Source organism: Nonomuraea sp. NPDC003560 (genome assembly GCF_042878785.1).
Classification (GTDB): Bacteria; Actinomycetota; Actinomycetes; order Streptosporangiales; family Streptosporangiaceae; genus Nonomuraea.
The window spans coordinates 854,347-871,638 of the sequence record NZ_JBIAOF010000002.1 but is presented as its reverse complement, the minus strand read 5'-3'; the positions used below and the strand labels follow the sequence as shown (position 1 = coordinate 871,638).

Annotated in this window: 19 protein-coding genes; 10 read left to right on the top strand and 9 right to left on the bottom strand. The window is 73.2% G+C overall.

Going from position 1 to position 17,292, the window contains the following annotated elements; all coding sequences use genetic code 11:
- The first annotated feature begins 70 nt into the window (after positions 1-70).
- A complete protein-coding gene (locus ACFYUV_RS09415; RefSeq protein ID WP_387666763.1) occupies positions 71-793 on the top strand; it encodes a glycoside hydrolase family 16 protein in 723 nt (240 codons plus the stop codon).
- On the opposite strand, the gene ACFYUV_RS09410 is transcribed toward ACFYUV_RS09415, so the two are convergent.
- Complete coding sequence (locus tag ACFYUV_RS09410) at positions 778-1,845, bottom strand: helix-turn-helix domain-containing protein (RefSeq protein WP_358293696.1); 1,068 nt, start codon at positions 1,843-1,845, stop codon at positions 778-780. The genes ACFYUV_RS09415 and ACFYUV_RS09410 overlap by 16 nt on opposite strands.
- Before the next feature lie 76 nt (positions 1,846-1,921).
- Between ACFYUV_RS09410 and ACFYUV_RS09405 the strand changes: the two genes are divergently transcribed.
- Together ACFYUV_RS09405 and pruA are read left to right on the top strand one after the other, a co-directional pair.
- The gene (locus tag ACFYUV_RS09405; RefSeq protein WP_352329158.1) at positions 1,922-2,839 is read left to right on the top strand and encodes a proline dehydrogenase family protein; all 918 of its coding nucleotides are present in this window, start codon (positions 1,922-1,924) and stop codon (positions 2,837-2,839) included.
- Positions 2,840-4,465: an L-glutamate gamma-semialdehyde dehydrogenase gene (gene pruA / locus ACFYUV_RS09400; protein ID WP_358293699.1), complete on the top strand. Its 1,626-nt coding sequence runs from the start codon at positions 2,840-2,842 to the stop codon at positions 4,463-4,465.
- A 57-nt stretch (positions 4,466-4,522) separates the two neighbouring features.
- Here pruA and ACFYUV_RS09395 read toward each other — a convergent pair whose 3' ends face one another.
- Both ACFYUV_RS09395 and ACFYUV_RS09390 read right to left on the bottom strand, forming a co-directional pair.
- Positions 4,523-5,101 (bottom strand): putative toxin-antitoxin system toxin component, PIN family, encoded by a 579-nt coding sequence (locus tag ACFYUV_RS09395; RefSeq protein WP_387666758.1) that lies wholly within the window; start codon positions 5,099-5,101, stop codon positions 4,523-4,525.
- A gap of 21 nt (positions 5,102-5,122) precedes the next feature.
- Positions 5,123-5,575, bottom strand: coding sequence for a helix-turn-helix domain-containing protein (locus tag ACFYUV_RS09390; RefSeq protein WP_387666755.1), 453 nt, complete (start codon positions 5,573-5,575; stop codon positions 5,123-5,125).
- A gap of 127 nt (positions 5,576-5,702) precedes the next feature.
- Here ACFYUV_RS09390 and ACFYUV_RS09385 point away from each other — a divergent pair, with 127 nt between their 5' ends.
- Together ACFYUV_RS09385 and ACFYUV_RS09380 are read left to right on the top strand one after the other, a co-directional pair.
- The gene (locus tag ACFYUV_RS09385; protein ID WP_387666752.1) at positions 5,703-6,665 is read left to right on the top strand and encodes a GlxA family transcriptional regulator; all 963 of its coding nucleotides are present in this window, start codon (positions 5,703-5,705) and stop codon (positions 6,663-6,665) included.
- A 4-nt stretch (positions 6,666-6,669) separates the two neighbouring features.
- Entirely contained in the window at positions 6,670-7,293 is a 624-nt protein-coding gene (locus ACFYUV_RS09380) for a DJ-1/PfpI family protein (RefSeq protein WP_387666749.1), read from the top strand.
- 58 nt (positions 7,294-7,351) lie between these two features.
- On the opposite strand, the gene ACFYUV_RS09375 is transcribed toward ACFYUV_RS09380, so the two are convergent.
- Positions 7,352-7,957 (bottom strand): ArsR/SmtB family transcription factor, encoded by a 606-nt coding sequence (locus ACFYUV_RS09375; protein WP_387666746.1) that lies wholly within the window; start codon positions 7,955-7,957, stop codon positions 7,352-7,354.
- A 65-nt stretch (positions 7,958-8,022) separates the two neighbouring features.
- On the opposite strand from ACFYUV_RS09375, the gene ACFYUV_RS09370 reads away from it, so the two are divergent.
- Both ACFYUV_RS09370 and ACFYUV_RS09365 read left to right on the top strand, forming a co-directional pair.
- A complete protein-coding gene (locus ACFYUV_RS09370; protein ID WP_387666743.1) occupies positions 8,023-9,276 on the top strand; it encodes an MFS transporter in 1,254 nt (417 codons plus the stop codon).
- Between the two features lie 56 nt (positions 9,277-9,332).
- Positions 9,333-10,139: a serine/threonine-protein kinase gene (locus ACFYUV_RS09365; protein WP_352358144.1), complete on the top strand. Its 807-nt coding sequence runs from the start codon at positions 9,333-9,335 to the stop codon at positions 10,137-10,139.
- A 25-nt stretch (positions 10,140-10,164) separates the two neighbouring features.
- Here ACFYUV_RS09365 and ACFYUV_RS09360 read toward each other — a convergent pair whose 3' ends face one another.
- Positions 10,165-10,911: a lysophospholipid acyltransferase family protein gene (locus ACFYUV_RS09360; RefSeq protein ID WP_352358146.1), complete on the bottom strand. Its 747-nt coding sequence runs from the start codon at positions 10,909-10,911 to the stop codon at positions 10,165-10,167.
- 155 nt (positions 10,912-11,066) lie between these two features.
- Between ACFYUV_RS09360 and dhaK the strand changes: the two genes are divergently transcribed.
- Genes dhaK through dhaM form a run of 3 tightly spaced genes read left to right on the top strand, consistent with a single transcriptional unit; the run spans position 11,067 to position 13,143 of the window.
- The gene (dhaK, locus tag ACFYUV_RS09355; protein WP_387666739.1) at positions 11,067-12,047 is read left to right on the top strand and encodes a dihydroxyacetone kinase subunit DhaK; all 981 of its coding nucleotides are present in this window, start codon (positions 11,067-11,069) and stop codon (positions 12,045-12,047) included.
- On the top strand, positions 12,047-12,769 hold the full coding sequence (gene dhaL / locus ACFYUV_RS09350; protein ID WP_387666736.1) for a dihydroxyacetone kinase subunit DhaL: 723 nt from the start codon (positions 12,047-12,049) through the stop codon (positions 12,767-12,769). Before dhaK ends, dhaL begins: the two co-directional genes overlap by 1 nt.
- The gene (gene dhaM / locus ACFYUV_RS09345; protein ID WP_352358152.1) at positions 12,769-13,143 is read left to right on the top strand and encodes a dihydroxyacetone kinase phosphoryl donor subunit DhaM; all 375 of its coding nucleotides are present in this window, start codon (positions 12,769-12,771) and stop codon (positions 13,141-13,143) included. Before dhaL ends, dhaM begins: the two co-directional genes overlap by 1 nt.
- A gap of 41 nt (positions 13,144-13,184) precedes the next feature.
- On the opposite strand, the gene ACFYUV_RS09340 is transcribed toward dhaM, so the two are convergent.
- From ACFYUV_RS09340 to ACFYUV_RS09325, 4 genes are all read right to left on the bottom strand, one after another.
- Positions 13,185-14,828 carry a thiamine pyrophosphate-binding protein gene (locus ACFYUV_RS09340; protein ID WP_387666732.1) on the bottom strand — a complete coding sequence of 548 codons (1,644 nt, stop codon included), beginning with the start codon at positions 14,826-14,828 and terminating at the stop codon, positions 13,185-13,187.
- Positions 14,825-15,598, bottom strand: coding sequence for a cyclase family protein (locus ACFYUV_RS09335; RefSeq protein ID WP_387666730.1), 774 nt, complete (start codon positions 15,596-15,598; stop codon positions 14,825-14,827). The genes ACFYUV_RS09340 and ACFYUV_RS09335 overlap by 4 nt, the downstream gene beginning before the upstream one ends.
- A 75-nt stretch (positions 15,599-15,673) precedes the next feature.
- On the bottom strand, positions 15,674-16,594 hold the full coding sequence (locus ACFYUV_RS09330; protein WP_387666727.1) for a carbohydrate kinase family protein: 921 nt from the start codon (positions 16,592-16,594) through the stop codon (positions 15,674-15,676).
- On the bottom strand, positions 16,591-17,274 hold the full coding sequence (locus ACFYUV_RS09325) for a hypothetical protein (RefSeq protein WP_387666725.1): 684 nt from the start codon (positions 17,272-17,274) through the stop codon (positions 16,591-16,593). The genes ACFYUV_RS09330 and ACFYUV_RS09325 overlap by 4 nt, the downstream gene beginning before the upstream one ends.
- Between the last annotated feature and the right edge of the window lie 18 nt (positions 17,275-17,292).

The following is a 17,292-nucleotide window of genomic DNA, read 5'->3' as shown; positions in this document are numbered from 1 at the left end:
ACCGCCGGCGCCCAACCTGTCCGGAAGGGGCCCTTGTTACCAGAGTGAGATCTTTGCTTCGATGGTCCGCATGGCTACTCGCGGTTCGAAGCGGGCGGCGGTGGCGGCGCTGATCACGGCCCTCGCCCTGCCCCAGAGCGCACAGGCGGAGACGTCGAGGTGGGGCGCGCCCGTCCTCGTCGAGAACTTCGACGGCTCCTCGGTCGACACGGGCAAATGGATGGTCTACCACTCGCCGGACGCGGCCCGTAATCCCCGTACGGGCCGGGCCGCCACGGTCGCAGGCGGGATGCTGCGCCTCAAGGGCGGCCGGTACGGCGGCAAGGACCTGTCCGGCGGCGTGGCCACCCGGCTCACCCAGCGCTACGGCAGGTGGGAGGTGCGGTTCAGGGCCGAGGCGGGCAACGGCTACACGCCGGTCGCGCTGCTGTGGCCCACCGCCCAGAGCGAGGGCGACGGTTACGCCGAGGTCGACTTCGCCGAGATCGTGGACCCGCGCCGGCAGGGCGGCGGCATCTTCGTGCACGGCGGGCGCGGACGGGCGCAACGGCAGCTGCGCGCCGACTTCACCCGCTGGCACACCGCCGCCGTGGACTGGCTGCCCGGCCGGCTGACGTTCTGGCTGGACGGCAGGAAGGTGTGGGACTACCGCGGCCCGTACGTGCCCGACGGCGACCGCATGGGCCTGGCGCTGCAGAACGACGTGGTGTGCGAGCCGCGCTGCCGCGACTCCTCCACCCCCGCGACGGTGTCGATGTACGTGGACTGGGTGAAGGTCTACCGGCCGTCCTGAGGCAGCAGCCTGGCCGCCTTCAGCCCGAGGTGCACGGTCAGCCGGTCGTCGCCGTCGGACAGGTCCCGGTGCAGGAGGCGTTCGGCCTTGCCCAGGCGGTAGTAGAGGGTCTGGCGGTGGACGCCCAGCTCGGCGGCCGTCTTCTGGGCGTGGCCGCCGAGATCGAGGTAGACCTCCAGCGTCTGGGCCAGCTCGGCGTCGAGGGCGGCGGTCTCGGCGGCCAGCTCGCGCAGGTCGGCGCGGCCGAGGCGGGCCAGCAGGCGGTGCACGCCCAGGTCCTGCCAGCGGGCGATGGGGGCGTGCCGGGGGAAGTGCTCGGCGATGCGCAGCGCCTGGCGGGCCTCGCGCCAGCTCTGCCACGCCTCGGCCGGGTCGTTCCTGGGGGCGCCGATGCCGGCGGCGGTGCCGTACGCGCTCTGCAGGGTCTGGGCGACCTCTCCGGCCAGGTGGGCGGGGGCCAGCAGGGCGACGGGCGAGCCGGTGCGGGCCAGCACGCCGCGCGGGAGCGTCCAGAGGGCGGCCACGCGCTCGCTGGACTCGCGCACGGCGACCGCGGTGACCGGGCCGGGGACCTCGATGGAGGCCGCGGCGCGTTCCTCGGGGTCGGCGGAGAGCAGGGCGAGCAGGCCGCGGCCGAGGTCCTGGCGGCTCCTGGCCTCCTGGGCGAGCGCCGCGGCGGCCCTGGCGACCAGCGGCGCGACGCGGCGCAGCGCCTCGTCGGCGAGGCTGCCGGAGTCCAGCAGCCACAGGTAGCCGTAGGTGACCTCGCCGTGGCGCAGCGGCCAGCAGACCCGGGCCAGCACCTTGAGCTCGGCGTCGGCCGGGATCCGGACCGGGCCGCCGGCCCTGGCGATGCCGTAGCGTTCGAAGTAGTCGCGCACCTCGCCGGTGGCGCGCCGGCGCAGGATCGACTCCTGGCGGACCGTGTCGATGTCGCCGTGCTGGGCGCCGTACGCGAGCAGCCGGAACGAGCGGTCCTCCAGCGTCACGGACGCCCCGAGCGTGGCGGCGATCTCGTCGACGATTTCCTGAAGGTCGGACGTGTTGTGCATTTGTATGACAGCCTGCCACATCGATCGTTACGCGCGTTCATGGCCCCCTCTGACCTGGGCTTTCTAGACTTGAGGCATGTTGGGTCAACTGCTCCTTGCCGCCTCCGGGAGCGGCGTCGTGCGCCGTTCCGTGTCAGGCTTTCCGCTCACCCGCAAGGTGGTGGACCGGTTCGTCGCGGGCGAGAGCGTCCAGGAGGCCCGGAACGCCATCGAACGGCTGCGTGACGCCAACCTGGCCGTGACCGTCGACCACCTCGGCGAGGAGACGCGCGACGCGCGCGCCGCCGAGACCGTGGCGCAGGCGTACGTGACGCTGCTGGAGGCGCTGAAGCCGCTCCAGCTCGGCGCCCGGGGCGAGGTGTCGGTCAAGTTGTCGGCGGTCGGGCAGCGGCTCGACGACGGCATGGCCCTGGAGCACGCCCGCGAGATCTGCGCCGCCGCCGCGGCTAACGGCTCGACGGTGACGCTCGACATGGAGGACCACACCACCGTCGACTCGACGCTGGGCATCCTGCGCAAGCTGCGCGAGGACTACCCGTCCACCGGCGTGGCGATCCAGGCCTACCTGTTCCGCAGCGAGGACGACTGCCGCGACCTGGCCCACGAGGGCTCGCGCGTCCGGCTGGTCAAGGGCGCCTACCGCGAGCCCGCCTCGGTCGCGCACCAGGACAAGCAGGCCGTGGACAAGGCGTACGTGCGATGCCTGCGCATCCTCATGGCGGGGAAGGGTTACCCCATGGTGGCCACGCACGACGACCGGCTGATCTCCATCACCGAGCTGCTCGCCGACCGCTTCGGCCGCACGCTCGGCGACCACGAGTTCCAGATGCTCTACGGGATCCGGACCGACCGGCAGGAGGCCCTGGCCGGGGCCGGCCACACGGTCCGCGTGTACGTCCCCTACGGCGACGACTGGTACGGCTACTTCATGCGCCGGCTGGCCGAGCGCCCCGCCAACGTCGCCTTCTTCCTTCGTGCCCTTGGGGGTAAGTAAATGGATGCCATCAGCAACGTCCCCGTCCCCGTGAACGAGCCCGTGCTCGGCTACGCGCCGGGCAGCGCCGAGCGTTCGGCACTGGAGGACCGCATCAAGGAGCTGGCCGGCTCCCCCGTCGACCTGACCATGACCATCGACGGCGAGCAGCGGCTCGGCGGCGGCGCGCCCATCGACGTGGTGCAGCCGCACAACCATGCCTCCGTCCTGGGCCGTACCAACGACGCTACGGCTCAGGACGTGCAGGACGCCATCGACAGCGCCCTGCGGGCGGCGCCCGCCTGGCGGGCGCTGTCCTTCGACGAGCGGGCCGCGGTCTTCCTCAAGGCCGCCGACCTGCTTGCCGGTCCGTGGCGCCAGACGCTGAACGCGGCCACCGTGCTGGGCCAGTCGAAGTCGGCGCAGCAGGCGGAGATCGACGCGGCCTGCGAGCTGATCGACTTCCTGCGCTTCAACGTGACCTACGCCCGTCAGCTCTACTCCGACCAGCCGATCTCGTCGCCCGGCGTGTGGAACCGGATGGAGTACCGGCCCCTTGAGGGGTTCGTGCTGGCGATCACGCCGTTCAACTTCACCGCCATCGCCGGAAATTTGCCGACTTCTGCCGCTTTGATGGGGAATGTCGTCGTCTGGAAGCCGTCGCCGACGCAGCAGCTCGCCGCGCACCACACGATGCGCCTGCTGGAGGCGGCCGGGCTGCCGCCGGGCGTGATCAACATGGTCACCGGCAACGGGCAGGCCGTCTCCGAGGTCGCGATGACGCACCCGGCCCTGGCCGGCGTGCACTTCACCGGCTCGACCCCCACCTTCCAGCACCTGTGGGGCACGATCGGCGCCAACATCGCCTCCTACCACGGCTACCCGCGCCTGGTGGGCGAGACCGGCGGCAAGGACTTCGTGCTGGCCCACCCGTCGGCCGACCCGGCGGTGCTCTCGACCGCGCTGGTCAGGGGCGCCTTCGAGTACCAGGGCCAGAAGTGCTCGGCGGCCTCGCGGGCGTACGTGCCGCGTTCGGTGTGGAACCGCATGCGTGACGACTTCGTGGGCGTGGCCGAGTCGCTGACCGTGGGCGACGTGGCGGCCGACCTGTCGACGTTCATGGGCGCGGTCATCGACGAGCGGGCCTTCGCCAAGCACAAGGACGCCATCGACCGGGCGCGGGCCGCCTCGAACATCGACGTGCTCACCGGCTCCTACGACTCCGGCGTCGGCTACTTCGTCAAGCCGACCATCCTGGAGTGCGCCGACCCGACGGACGAGATCTTCGTCAAGGAGTACTTCGGGCCGATCCTCGGCGTGCACGTCTACGAGGACCGCGACTTCGACACGGTGCTCGACCAGATGGAGGGCATCGCCCCGTACGCGCTGACCGGCTCGATCATCGCCCAGGACCGGTACGCCATCGCCGCGGCCTCGGAGCGGCTGCGCTTCGCGGCGGGCAACTTCTACGTCAACGACAAGCCGACGGGCGCGGTCGTGGGCCAGCAGCCGTTCGGCGGCGCGCGCGCCTCGGGCACCAACGACAAGGCCGGCTCGATCTTCAACCTGATCCGCTGGGTGAACGCCCGCACGATCAAGGAGACCTTCGTCCCGCCGACCGACCACCGCTACCCCCACATGGGCTGACGCCCCCAAGAGCCACGGCCGGCACCCCTGCAGGGGTGCCGGCCGTCTCCAATTCCGTCAGAAACCGCCCTCTACGATCGTCAGGAGACTTCCCGCGCCACTGGCGAAGCCCGGAACGCCTGCCCTGCCCAGCGCGGCGAGGACGTCATGGATGGTCATGGGCGGACGGCGTTTCCCTGCCGCCATCCGGGCCAGCACGTCCAGCACCTCACGCGAACTGCGGCTGAGCAGCGAGCACAGGTACGCATCGGGAGTGCTGACGCGCACCCCGTGGCGGCCGAGGAACGACGCCGGGAAGTCCGTGACGTTCCAGGTGACCAGAGTCCGGGCGTGACCCGCTATCGCGGCAGCCATGTGATGGCGGTCGTCGAGGTCGGGGCCCTCCATCTGATCGATCAGATGCTTGTAGTCGTCCTCGGAGACCCGGCTGTCGGCGAAGAACTCACGGATCACCTCCCCGATGCGCGCCGCCGCATGGGCGGAGCGGTGCTGCTCGCGCACGATGACACGTTTCCATTCCGAGAGCAGGTGATCGCTCCAGACCCACGTGTGCACGGCGTCCTCGGTCAGCGCGAGCATGAGGTCCATCAGCGAGAACGGGAACAGCACGCTGGTGTCGACGAAGACCCGCGCCATCAGCCAATATCCCTCGGGAGATCAGTAGGGTAGTTCCGCCTCCTCGGCGACCTCCATGATCCTGCGACGGGCTTCGGCGCGACGCTCCCGGCGATCCTGGAACTCCAGGACATCTTCCAGGCGAACGACACGATGACGGCTGCCTGGAAGAGGTTGCGCGGGGATCTCGCCTTCGTCCAGCAGTCGCACGACGAAGGGACGCGACAGCCCGAGCAGCTCCGCGACCTCGCTGGGACTCAACAGGGCTTCGGCGGGCAGGGCCCAGACGGCGTGTCCCTTGCCGAGGTCGTGCGCCGCGGCGACCAGGAGCCTGACCAACGAGCGCGGCAGCACGAGGTCGGTGCCGTCCGGCCCGCGCAGCACCAGCGACGCGTTCCCTGCGGCAGCCGTCGCCTCCAGATGTTCGAGCAGCTTGCGGTCACCGCTGTCGGCTTCGACGCGCGTCGCGCCGGCCAGGACGCCGCTGCGGGGCATGACCACCTCCGACCCTCGATATCTGCAATAAGTGTAACCCGCCTGCGCCAGGAGGCGGGAGCCGGTGGCGTAATGTGCAAGGTTTGTGTCATTGACGCCAATGCAGGGCCGCGACCAGCATGAAGGCATGCAGCGACGGATCGTGATCGTCGTCTTCCCGGGCTTCCAGTTGCTGGACATGGCCGGGCCGGCGGACGTGTTCGCGACCGCCGACCTGATCGCCCGGGGGCGGGGTTACCGGGTCGAGGTGGCCGGCGTGGCGGGGGGCGCGGTGAGCGCGTCGAACGGGGTCACCGTCATGGCGGGGGCGCTCGGCGAGGTGTCGGGGCCGATCGACACGCTCATGGTGGCCGGCGGGCTGTCGGTGCCCCGGCAGCTGGAGGACCGCGCGCTGGTCGGGGCGGTCGCCGCCCTGGCCGCGCGGGCGGGACGGGTGGCCTCGGTCTGCAACGGGGCCTTCCTGCTGGCCGAGGCCGGGCTGCTCGGCCGCCGCCGGGCCACCACCCACTGGCTGTCCGCCGACGACCTGCGCCACCGCTACGCCGACGTCGAGGTGGACCCCGATCCGCTCTACATCGAGGACGGCAACGTGTGGACCTCGGCGGGCGTGCTGTCCGGCGTGGACCTCGCGCTCGCGCTGGTGGCCAGGGACCACGGCCACGAGCTGGCCCGCGACGTCGCCCGCGGGCTCGTCGTCTACCTGCACCGGCCGGGCGGGCAGAGCCAGTTCAGCGCGCCGATGCGGGCCATGACGCCGCGCAGCCTCCCCCTGCGGGAGCTGCAGGGCTACATCGACGCCAACCCGGCCGCCGACCTGAGCGTGCCCGCGCTCGCCCGGCGCGTCGGGATGAGCGAACGGCACTTCTCCCGCGTCTTCACCGAGCAGACCGGCCTGCCACCCGGCCGGTACGTCGAACGCAGCCGCGCCGACGCCGCCAGGCGCCTCCTGGAGGTCACCGGGCACCCCCTGGAGACCGTGGCCAGGGAGGCGGGCCTGGGCACGCCGGAGACCCTCTACCGCGTCTTCCGCCGCCACTGGCGGGTGTCGCCGGGCGAGCACCGCCGCAGATTCCAGTCGAAGGAGAAATGACACCATGCACGTGGCAATCCCGCTTTATCCCCGTTTCACCGCTCTCGACGCGGTCGGCCCCTACACGGTGCTGGCGTTCGCGCCCGGCGTCACGGTGACGTTCGTCGCCGGGGAGGTGGGGCCGGTGACCGACGACCAGGGCACCCTGTCGATCGCCGCCACCGCCTCCTACGCCGACCTGCCGCGTCCCGACGTGGTGCTCGTGCCCGGCGGGCCCGGCACGATGGAGGCGATGTCGGACGAGGCGCTGCTCGGCTGGCTGCGCGAGGCCCACGAGCACACGCGGTGGACGACGTCGGTGTGCAGCGGCTCGTACGTGCTGGGCGCGGCGGGACTGCTCATGGGCGTGCGCGCGACCACCCACTGGGCGGTGCTGGACGGCCTGACGGGCGTCGGCGCCGAGCCGGTGGGCGAGCGCGTCGTCACCGAGGGCAAGATCGTGACGGCCGCCGGGGTGTCGGCCGGGATCGACATGGCCCTGACCCTGCTGGCCCAGGCCGACGGCGTCGAGACGGCCCAGGCGGTGCAGCTCGCGATCGAGTACGACCCGCGGCCGCCATTCGACGCGGGCTCGCCCGCCAAGGCGCCCGAGGGCACCGTCGAGCGGGCCATGGCCCTGATCTCCTGATCGTCCGGCCACGGCGCCCCCGTCCCTCCCGGGACGGGGGCGCCGTGCGTCGCAGGGGTCAGGACCGGTCCTGCGCGGGCGGGTCGCCCGTGGCCCCGAGCGGCAGGACGTCGAAGTGCACGACGACGTGGGCGCCGCCGGCGGGGGCGTCTCTGCCGTCCGACAGGCGGCGGAAGCGGTCCAGCACCTCCAGCACCCGGTCGCGCAGGTCGGCCGTCTCCTCCGGGGTGAGCCGCAGCGAGCGGCGGGCGAACACACTGGCCTGCATCCATTCCTCGGGAGCCTGCGCCGAGCCCTCGCGCCAGCGGGTCAGCTCCGCGCCGCGCTGCCGGACCATGTCGTCCAGCAGGAACTCCAGGGCGTCGGCCTCCTCCGGGTGGTCCCGGGCCGGTCCGAAGCTGAAGCCCCCGGGCGTGATCCGCCAGTACTTCTCCTTGCCCCGGCCCAGCTCGGGCGCGATCTCGATCATGCCGTGGCGGGCCAGCTCGCGCAGGTGGTAGCTGGTGGCCCCGGTGTTCTGCCCGAGCAGGCCGGCCAGGCCGGTGGCGGTGGCCGGGCCGTGCTCGTCGAGCAGCTCGTAGATGCGCAGCCGCAGCGGATGCGCGAACGACTTCAGCGCCTTCGCGTCGAGGGTGCGGGCGGAAAAGCCCTTGCCGTCTGTCACTGTGCAAGCCTATCTTTGCAAAGGAATCTATGCACACTTTTCTTTACACACTATCGGAGTGACTCGTGAACCGTCTCGGGCGGGCCTTCTGGTTCCTGTGGTCGTCCACCGCGCTGTCGAACCTGGCCGACGGTGTCCTGCGGGTGGGCGCGCCGCTGCTGGCCGTGTCCATGACCCGCTCCCCCACGCTGGTGTCGCTGGCCGGGGCCGCCGCGACCGCGCCCTGGCTGCTGCTGGCGCTGCACGCGGGGGCGGTGGCCGACCGGGTCGACCGCCGCCGGATCATGACGCTGGCCAACGCCGCGCGTACGGCGGTGCTGGCGGTGGCGGCGCTGCTGGCGACGGCGGGCCTGCTGAACCTGTGGACGCTGCTCGCGGTGATCTTCGCGGCCGGGGTCAGCGAGGTCTTCGCCGACACCTCGGCACAGTCCGTCCTGCCCATGACCGTCGCCAAGGACGACCTCACCAGGGCCAACGCCCGGATCGTCGGCGTCCAGACCGTCGGCAACGACTTCGTCGGCGCGCCGGTGGCCGGGCTGCTCGCCGGCCTGCTGCCCGCCGCCCTCTTCGGCGCCCCCGCCCTCCTCTACGCCGCCGCCGCCCTGCTGCTGACCGGCATGGCCGGCTCCTTCCGGGCCGCTCCGGCCGCGTCCGGGCCGCGCCGCCCGCTGCGTGCCGACATCGCCGAGGCGCTGCGCTACCTGTGGACCCACCGGCTGCTGCGCAGGCTGGCGATCTCCGCGGGCATGCTGAACCTGGCCAACGCCGGATACTTCGCCGTCTTCGTCCTGTGGGCCGTCGGCGACGGGTCGCGCATCGGCCTCGACCCGAGCGGCTACGGCCTCATGATGACCGCGTTCGCGGCCGGCGCGGTGCTCGGCTCGCCGCTGACCGGGCCGGTCACACGGCTGATCGGCGAGGCCGGCACGCTGGTCGGGGCGTGGCTGATCAGCAGTCTGCTGCTGCTCGTCCCCATGCTCGTGCCGTCGCCGTGGGCGCTGTACCCGGTCGCGGTGGTGTGGGGCGTGACGGGGGCGGCGGCCAACGTGCTGGTCGTCTCGATCCGCCAGCGGCTGATCCCCGGCGAGATGCTGGGACGGGTGAACTCCGCCTACCGGCTGGTCGGCATGGGCGGCATGCCGGTGGGCGCGGCGCTCGGCGGCTTGGCGGGCGATCTGTTCGGGCTGTCCGCCGTCCTGGCCGGGGCCGCGGGGCTGTGCCTGGTGGCGGTGGGGCTCGTGTGGCGCGCCCTGCCTGGGCGAATTTCTGCGGCGCTGACCAGCGAACCTACACTTCCCGACATATCCAGATCACGTTAGGCACCCTATGCCGTGTGCGGAGATGACATGATTATCCCCGAGCTTGAGGGGATGGTATGCGGGAGATCGGCGGACGGTACCTCCTGAACGAGGAGGCCGGTCGTGGGGGTATGGGAGTCGTCTGGCGGGCGTTCGATCGGCTCCTCCACCGAGAGGTGGCGTTGAAGGAGCTGACTCTGGCCGGTGAGGCCGAGATGGTTCGCCGCCGGGTGCTGCGTGAGGCCCGGATGGCGGCCGGCCTGACGCACCCCAACATCGTCACGGTCCACGACCTGATGGAAGTGGGCGGCAAGCTCTGGATCGTGATGGAGTACCTGCACGGGCTCTCACTCCACCAGTTGCTCTCCCAGGTGGGCACGTTGCCCGCGCAGTCGGTGGTGGCGATCGGCCAGCACCTGCTCGCCGCGCTGCGCACCGCCCACAAGGCCGGCGTGCTCCATCGCGACGTCAAGCCCGCGAACGTGATGCTGACCGGCGACCGCGTGGTGCTGACCGACTTCGGCATCGCCACGGCCGAGGGCGACATCCGCATGACGACCTCGCGGCGGCTGCGCGGCACGCCCGCGTTCATGGCCCCGGAGCGGCTGCACGGCGGGCCGGCCAGCAAGGAGGCCGACATGTGGTCCTTCGGCGCGACGCTCTACAGCGCCGTCGAGGGCCAGCCGCCCTACCCCGGGCAGGACGCGGCCACGGTGCTCGGCATGGCGCGCAGCGGCCCGTACCCGCCGCCGCGGCGGGCCGGGGTGATGCGCCCGCTCATCGAGGGGCTGCTCCACCACGACCCGGTGCGCCGCTACACGCCGGAGCAGACGGCGGGCCTGCTGGCGGGCATGCGCGCCAGCGCCTACCAGGCCGCCATCTGACCGGTTCAGGCGGGCTCAGGCGGGCTCAGTCCCGCTGGGCGCGGGCCTCGGCCTCGGCGGCGTCCATGGCGGCCGCCTCCTCGGGGGTGGGCGCGGTGCCGCCCAGGTGCGCGGGCTGCCACCACACGCCCGGCGGCACCTCGGGATAGGTGCGCTGCGCCCGGTCGACCAGCTCCGACAGGCGCGTGTGCAGGTCGACGGTGTGCTGGTTGACGTCCTCCCCGCGCTTGGGGTGGAACGGCTCGCCCACCAGGATGGTGATCGGCACGTGCCGCTGGGTGAGCTGCTTGGGACGGCCCTTCGTCCACAACCGCTGGCTGCCCCACAGGGCGACCGGGATGACCGGCACGTTGGTGGCCTGGGCCATGCGGATCGCGCCGTTCTTGATCTCCTTGACGGTGAAGGAGCGGCTGATCGTGGCCTCGGCGAAGACGCCCACCACCTCGCCGGCCTTGAGCTTGCGCAGCGCGGTGGCGTACGAGCCCGCCCCGGCCCCGCGGTCGACCGGGATGTGGTGCATGCCGCGCATCAGCGGCCCGGAGACGCGGTGGTCGAAGACGTCCTGCTTGGCCATGAAGCGCACCAGCCGCTTGGACGGCACCGCGGCGAACCCCGCGAAGATGAAGTCGAGATAGCTGATGTGATTGCTCACCAGCACCGCTCCCCCGGTCCGCGGCACGTGCTCCGTGCCCTCCATGTGGAAGCGGTAGTCGAGCACGCGAAAGAGGGTCCGCGCGGCGGCGATCACCGGCGGGTACACAATCTCAGCCATGAGCAGAAGGTAGCCTACTCACGCCGGTCGGCAGGCCACCCGGGAGACCTGGTCCCGCCCGGAAAAGATCGGCTCGGGTCACGAGATCGTAGGACATCCCCCCTGTTCACGCGGCGGCGCTTGCCCTCCCGTGCGAACGGGCAGATGTTTTGACCATGAAGAAGCTCATCAACACCGCCGACTCCGTGGTGGAGGACGCGCTGAACGGCATGGCCGCGGCCCATCCCGAGCTGAGGGTCCGGGACCGCGTGGTCTACCGGGCCGCGGGGCCGCGCCCCGGCAAGGTGGGGCTGGTGTCGGGCGGCGGCTCGGGCCACGAGCCCCTGCACGCCGGGTTCGTCGGCCACGGCATGCTGGACGCCGCCTGCCCCGGCGAGATCTTCACCTCGCCCGTGCCCGACCAGATCATCGAGGCCACCAAGGCCGTCGACGGCGGCGCCGGGGTGCTGCACATCGTCAAGAACTACACCGGCGACGTGCTCAACTTCGAGATGGCCGCCGAACTGGCCGAGGACAACGACGTGGCCTCCGTGCTGGTCGACGACGACGTGGCCGTCCAGAACTCGCTCTACACGGCCGGGCGGCGCGGCACGGGCGCGACGCTGTTCGTGGAGAAGATCGCGGGCGCGCTGGCCGAGGAGGGCGCGCCGCTGACCGAGGTGGCCAGGGTGGCCACCGAGGTGAACGAGCGCAGCCGGTCCTTCGGCATCGCGCTGACCTCGTGCACGACGCCGTCGGCGGGCAAGCCGACGTTCGACCTGCCCGAGACGGACGTGGAGCTGGGCATCGGCATCCACGGCGAGCCCGGCCGCACGCGGGTGCCGATGGCCTCGGCCCGCGAGCTGGCCGCCGTCGCCATGGAGGCCCTGCACAGCGACCTGCCGCTCCGCGGCGACCTGCTGGTCATGGTCAACGGCATGGGCGGCACCCCGCTCATGGAGTTGTACGTGCTGTTCGCCGAGGTCGCGGCGTTCGTGAAGGGCAAGGACGCGCGGGTGGCCCGCTCGCTCGTCGGCAACTACGTGACGAGCCTGGACATGCAGGGCTTCTCGGTCACCGTGTGCCGGGTCGACGACCCGCTCATCCGGCTCTGGGACGCGCCCGTCGAGACGCCGGCGCTGCGCTGGGGGCGTTGATGGACACCCGCTTCTTCGCGGACTGGCTCGACGAGGCGGCCCGCCTGGTCCGCCGCGACCGCGAACGGCTGACGGACCTCGACGCGGCCATCGGCGACGCCGACCACGGCGCGAACCTCGACCGCGGCTTCACCGAGGTCGCCAAGGCGCTGGCCGACCGGCCGCCGGGCTCCCCCGGGCAGGTGCTGGCCGACGCCGGCACGGCCCTCATCCGCCGCGTCGGCGGCGCCTCCGGCCCGCTGTACGGGTCGATGTTCCGGCAGATGGGCCGGACGCTGGAGTCCCCGGTGACGCTGGCCCGCTTCGAGGCGGCGTTCGAGGAGGGGGTGGTCGCGCTGGAACGGCTGGGCAAGGCGGCCGTGGGCGACAAGACCATGGTGGACGCGCTGGTCCCGGCCTCCCGGTCGCTGGCCCTGGCCGTACGGGACGGCATCGGGGCGCTGGAGGCGTTCGAACGGGCGGCGGACGCGGCGGCCGAGGGCGCGCGGGAGACGATCCCCCTCCAGGCCCGCAAGGGCCGGGCCAGCTACCTGGGCGAACGCAGCGTGGGCCACGAGGACCCGGGAGCCGCCTCGGCGGCCCTGATCATGCGCGCCCTGGCCACAGTGGCCCGGAACCGCGCAGAGGGCCAGGACCAGGCAGCGGACCAGGACCAGGCCGAGAGCCGGCCCCCCGGAGAGGGCCGGAGCCCGGCAGAGGGCCAGGGGCGGGCGGAGGGCTGATGGTCGGGGTGGTGCTGGTCTCGCACAGTGCCGGGCTGGCGGCCGAGACGGCGGCGCTGGCCCTGGGGATCGCCGCGGAGCCCGTGCCGGTGGCGGCGGCCGGCGGCACCGCGGACGGCGGCCTCGGCACCAGCTTCGACCTCGTCGAGCAGGCGGTGCGCAGCGTGGACCGGGGCGACGGCGTGCTGATCATCCCCGACCTCGGCAGCTCGGTGCTGACCGCCCGGCTGCTGGAGGAGGACGGGCGGGTGGTGATCGCGGACGTGCCGTTCGTGGAAGGGGCGGTGGCGGCGTGCGTGGCGGCGTGCACGGGCGGGTCGCTCGCGGAGGTGCTGGCCGCCGCCGAAGAGGCCCGCACCTATCGCAAACTCTGACCGCCCCGAACCCCGGCCCCGGACCCGGCCCATGGCCCCGCTCAGTGGCCTTTGAAGGCCTCCTCCAGCCACCAGGAGCCGTGTTCGCCGGTGATCCTGGCGTGCACCAGCAGCGGGCGGTCCCTGGGCCCCTTGAGCCATTCGGCCACGCCCGCCAGCCCGGCGGCGTCCGTGACGGTCACCGCCGCGAACCCGTGGCCCCGGGCGATCGCGGCCAGGTCGGCGGGCGGGAAGCGGACCGTGCCGAGCGGATGCCCGTGCGGCCCGAAGTGGTGCACCTCCGCCCCGTACGCCTCGTCGTCGTAGACCACGACCACCATGGGCAGCCCCAGCCGGACGACGGTCTCCAGCTCGGCGATGCCCATGAACGCGCCGCCGTCGCCCAGGGCGGCCACCGGGAGCCGGTCCGGACGGGCCAGGGCGGCCCCGATCGCGGTCGCCAGGCCGAGCCCGACCGACTGGAACGCCTGGGTGAAGCAGAACCCGCCCGCGTCCGGCACGTCCAGGAACATCGAGGGATATCCCATGAAGTTGCCCGAGTCGACGGACACGACGCGCTCGCTCGGGAGCAGGTCGTCCAGGGCGATGGTGAGCGTTCTCGGGTCGATGCGGCCCGCGCCGCTCTCGTCCCGGTACGGCACCGCGCGCCAGCGCCCCTCGTCCCTGATCCGCCGGGCCAGCTCGGCCGACCGGTAGCCCGGCGCGGCGCCGCCCGGCCCGGTGAGGGCCGCCGCCACGGCGCGGACGTCCCCGACCACGCCGAGGTCGGCCCGGACGTGCGCGCCGACGGCCGCCGGGTCGAGGTCGACCTGGGCCACCTTCGCCTCCGGCGGGATCAGCGTGCCGTGGCGGGTCGTCCACATGTTCAGGGCGCAGCCCCAGCCGACGATCAGGTCCGCGCCGCGGATCAGCTCGGCGGCCAGCGGGGTGGCGAAGCCGCCGCTCACGTCGAGGTCCCAGGGGCTGCCGCGGAACAGGCCCTTGGCGACGGCGGAGGTGACCAGCAGGGCGCCGGTGCGGTCGGCCAGCGCCTCCAGCTCGCGGCGGGCGTGCCGGGCGCCGCGACCCGCGACGAACACCGGCCGCCGCGCCCCGGCCAGCAGCCGCCCCAGCTCGGCGGTCGCGTCGTCCGCGGCCTCCCGGTCGAGCCCGGCCGTGCCGGTCAGGGCAGGTGCGGGCGCGCGGGAGCGGGAGGGGGTGGACTGCACGTCGAGCGGCAGGTTCAGCAGGACCGTGCGGCGTTCCCGCGAGGCCACGCGGAAGGCTTCGAGCGCCTGCTCCTCGGCCCGCGCGGCGTCCGTGAGACGCATGGGGACCGCGCCCACCGCCGCGGCCAGGGCGTCCTGGTCGATGTGGAAGTTGGAGCGGGCGTCCGTCGCCTCACCGGCCAGGACGATCATCGGCGTACGGCTCTTGGCCGCCTCGGCGATCCCCGTCATCGCGTTGGTCAGCCCCGGCCCCTGGTGGACCGTGACGACGCCGACCTCGCCGCTCATCCGGGCGTAGGCGTCGGCCATGGTCGCCGCCCCGCCCTCGTGCCGCGCGGCGACGAACCGCACGCCGTGCTCGACCAGCGCGTTCGTGACGTGGAAGTTGCCGCTGCCGACCACCCCGAACGCCGTGCGGACGCCGCCGGCGGCCAGCGCCCGGCCGACCGCCGCGGCCGCCGTCTCCGGGACGGTCAACGTTCCACCAGGGCCAGGACGCGGACGGGGCTGCCGGAGCCGCCCACGATGGGCAGCGGCGGGGCGACCACGGCGGCCCCCGTCACCGGCAGGCGGTCGAGGTTGCGGAGCTGGGTCAGGCCGTACTTGCCCGCGCCGAGCAGGAAGGAGTGGCAGGGGAAGGGCGGGGCGAAGGAGTGGGCGGCCCCGGCGTCGGTGCCGACGGTCTCCACGCCGAGCCCGAGGATCGGGGTCTCGGCGGCCAGCCAGGACGCGCACTCGACCGAGATGCCCGGCGAGTGCGGGCCGGTCTCGTCGGCGTTGAGGAAGGCGGCCTGGTCGGCGGAGCGGGCGTCCCAGCCGGTGCGGTAGAGCAGCCAGCCGCCGTCGGGCAGCGGGCCGTTGGCGCGTTCCCATTCCTTGACGTGGTCGATCTGCAGCAGGAAGTCGGGGTCCTTGGCCGCCTCGGCGGCGAAGTCGAGCACGACCGCGGGCGCGATCAGACTGCGTACGGGCACCTGGGAGACGTCCTGGCCGTCGCGGGCGGTGACCCAGTGGACGGGGGCGTCGAAGTGGGTGCCGGAGTGCTCGCCGGTGTGGATGTCGTTCCAGTACCAGGCGGGGCCGCGGTCGTCGTAACGGCTGATCTCCTCCAGCCGGAACGGGATGGTGTTGCCGAACGGCTCGGGCAACTGGAGGATCGGCGTCTCGGAGGACAGGGGCGCGGTGAGGTCGATCACCTCGATCGCACCGCCGCGCACGCTGTCCAGGAAGCTCTGCAACACCGACATGTCATCCTCCTTGTTGGGCTGAGCGCATCCTCCTCCAGCGGGACTCACCCGCGCAACGACACGGCAGGGCGGTCTTCACAGGTCGTCCCAGGCGGGTTGGGCGGCGGTGCCGCCGGCCGCGCGGGTGGACAACGATCCGCAGGCCACGGCCACGTCGAGGCACTCGCGCGGGCTCATCCCGCGCAGCCTGGCGGCGAGGTAGCCCGCGTCGAAGCTGTCGCCCGCGCCGACGGTGTCCACGGGCTCGACGGGCCTGGCCGGGGCCCGCGTCACCAGGCCGGACTCCCAGGCCAGCGCGCCGTCCGCGCCGTCCTTGACGACGACGGCCGGTCCGAGGGCGCCCAGCCGCGCCGCGACGGCCTCCAGCGGCCCGTCACGGACGCCGGACAGGCGGGCCGCGATCGCCCTGGCCTCGCCGGCGTTGGGCAGGAACACGTCGGTGGCGGCGAGCACGTCCGCCAGGCCGTCCCAGCGGCCGGCCGGGTCGTCGTTGGTGTCCAGCGAGGTCGTGGCGCCCGCCGCGCGCAGCTCCGCCAGCAGCGCGGGCAGCCCGTCCGCCAGTCCCGGCTGCAGGAAGTACGACGACACGTGCACGTGCCGGGCCAGGCCGCGCGGCACGTCCGCGGCGGTCAGGTGCGGCAGGCAGCCCGGCGAGGTGAGGATGGCCCGGTCCGTCCCGTCGGCGAGCACGACGGTCATGGCCGTGGGCCGGGGGTCGGTGACGCAGTGGGAGACGTCCACCCCGCGCTCGGCCAGCGCGCCGAGCACGAAACGCCCCGCCGCGTCGTCGCCCACGCGGCCGGCGAAGGCGGTGCGCAGGCCGAGCCTGGCGGCCCCGCACGCGGTTATCGCGCCGGACCCGCCGAGGACCAGGTCGCCGCCCGCGACGAGCTGTTCGCGCTGGCCGTACGCCAGGTCGCGTGGCGCGCCGGTCAGCACGATGTCGGGGTTGGCGTCGCCGACGACCAGGAGGTCGAACCCACCGGCGGCCGTCACGCCTTGGTCCACTGTGCGCATCCGGCGGTCTGGAACGCCTTGTCGCCCGGCTCGATGGTGACGCTCGCCGGGCCGGTCGGCGCGCCCGCGTTGATCACCGAGCCGAGGTCGGGGGACGTGCTGTTCAGCCGGGCCCAGAAGCAGTTCGTGGAACCGGCGACGGGACCGGTCGTGCGATAGGTCCCGGGCTGCATGTCCACGCCCACGACGAACGTGCGCATCCCGGCCATCGGCCCGGTCTGCGCGGGTCCGGTCTGCGCCGGTCCGGGTTGCGTGGGACCGGTCTGCGCCGGTCCGGGCTGCGTGGGACCGGTTTGAGCGGGACCGGTCTGGGCGGGACCGGTCTGGGCGGGACCGGTCTGGGCGGGACCGGTCTGGGCGGGACCGGTCTGGGCGGGACCGGTCTGGGCGGGACCGGTCTGGAGGGGGTCCGTCTGGAGGGGGCCGGTCCGCGGGGCGTCCGTCGGGGCGGGCTGGGTGGCGGGGACGGAGGCCGAGGGCGGCCCGGTGCCCTCGACCGTCACCGTGACCCTGGGGGCCGGCGAGGCCGACGAGCCCTCCGCGCCGTACCCCACGAAGATGCCCAGGATGAAGGCCACCACGGCGGCCAGCCCGGACACGAGCAGGATGATCGGCGGACTGCTCGTCGCCCGAGGGGGCTCAGGGGGGCCGTACGTCACGGACCCAAGGGTGCCATC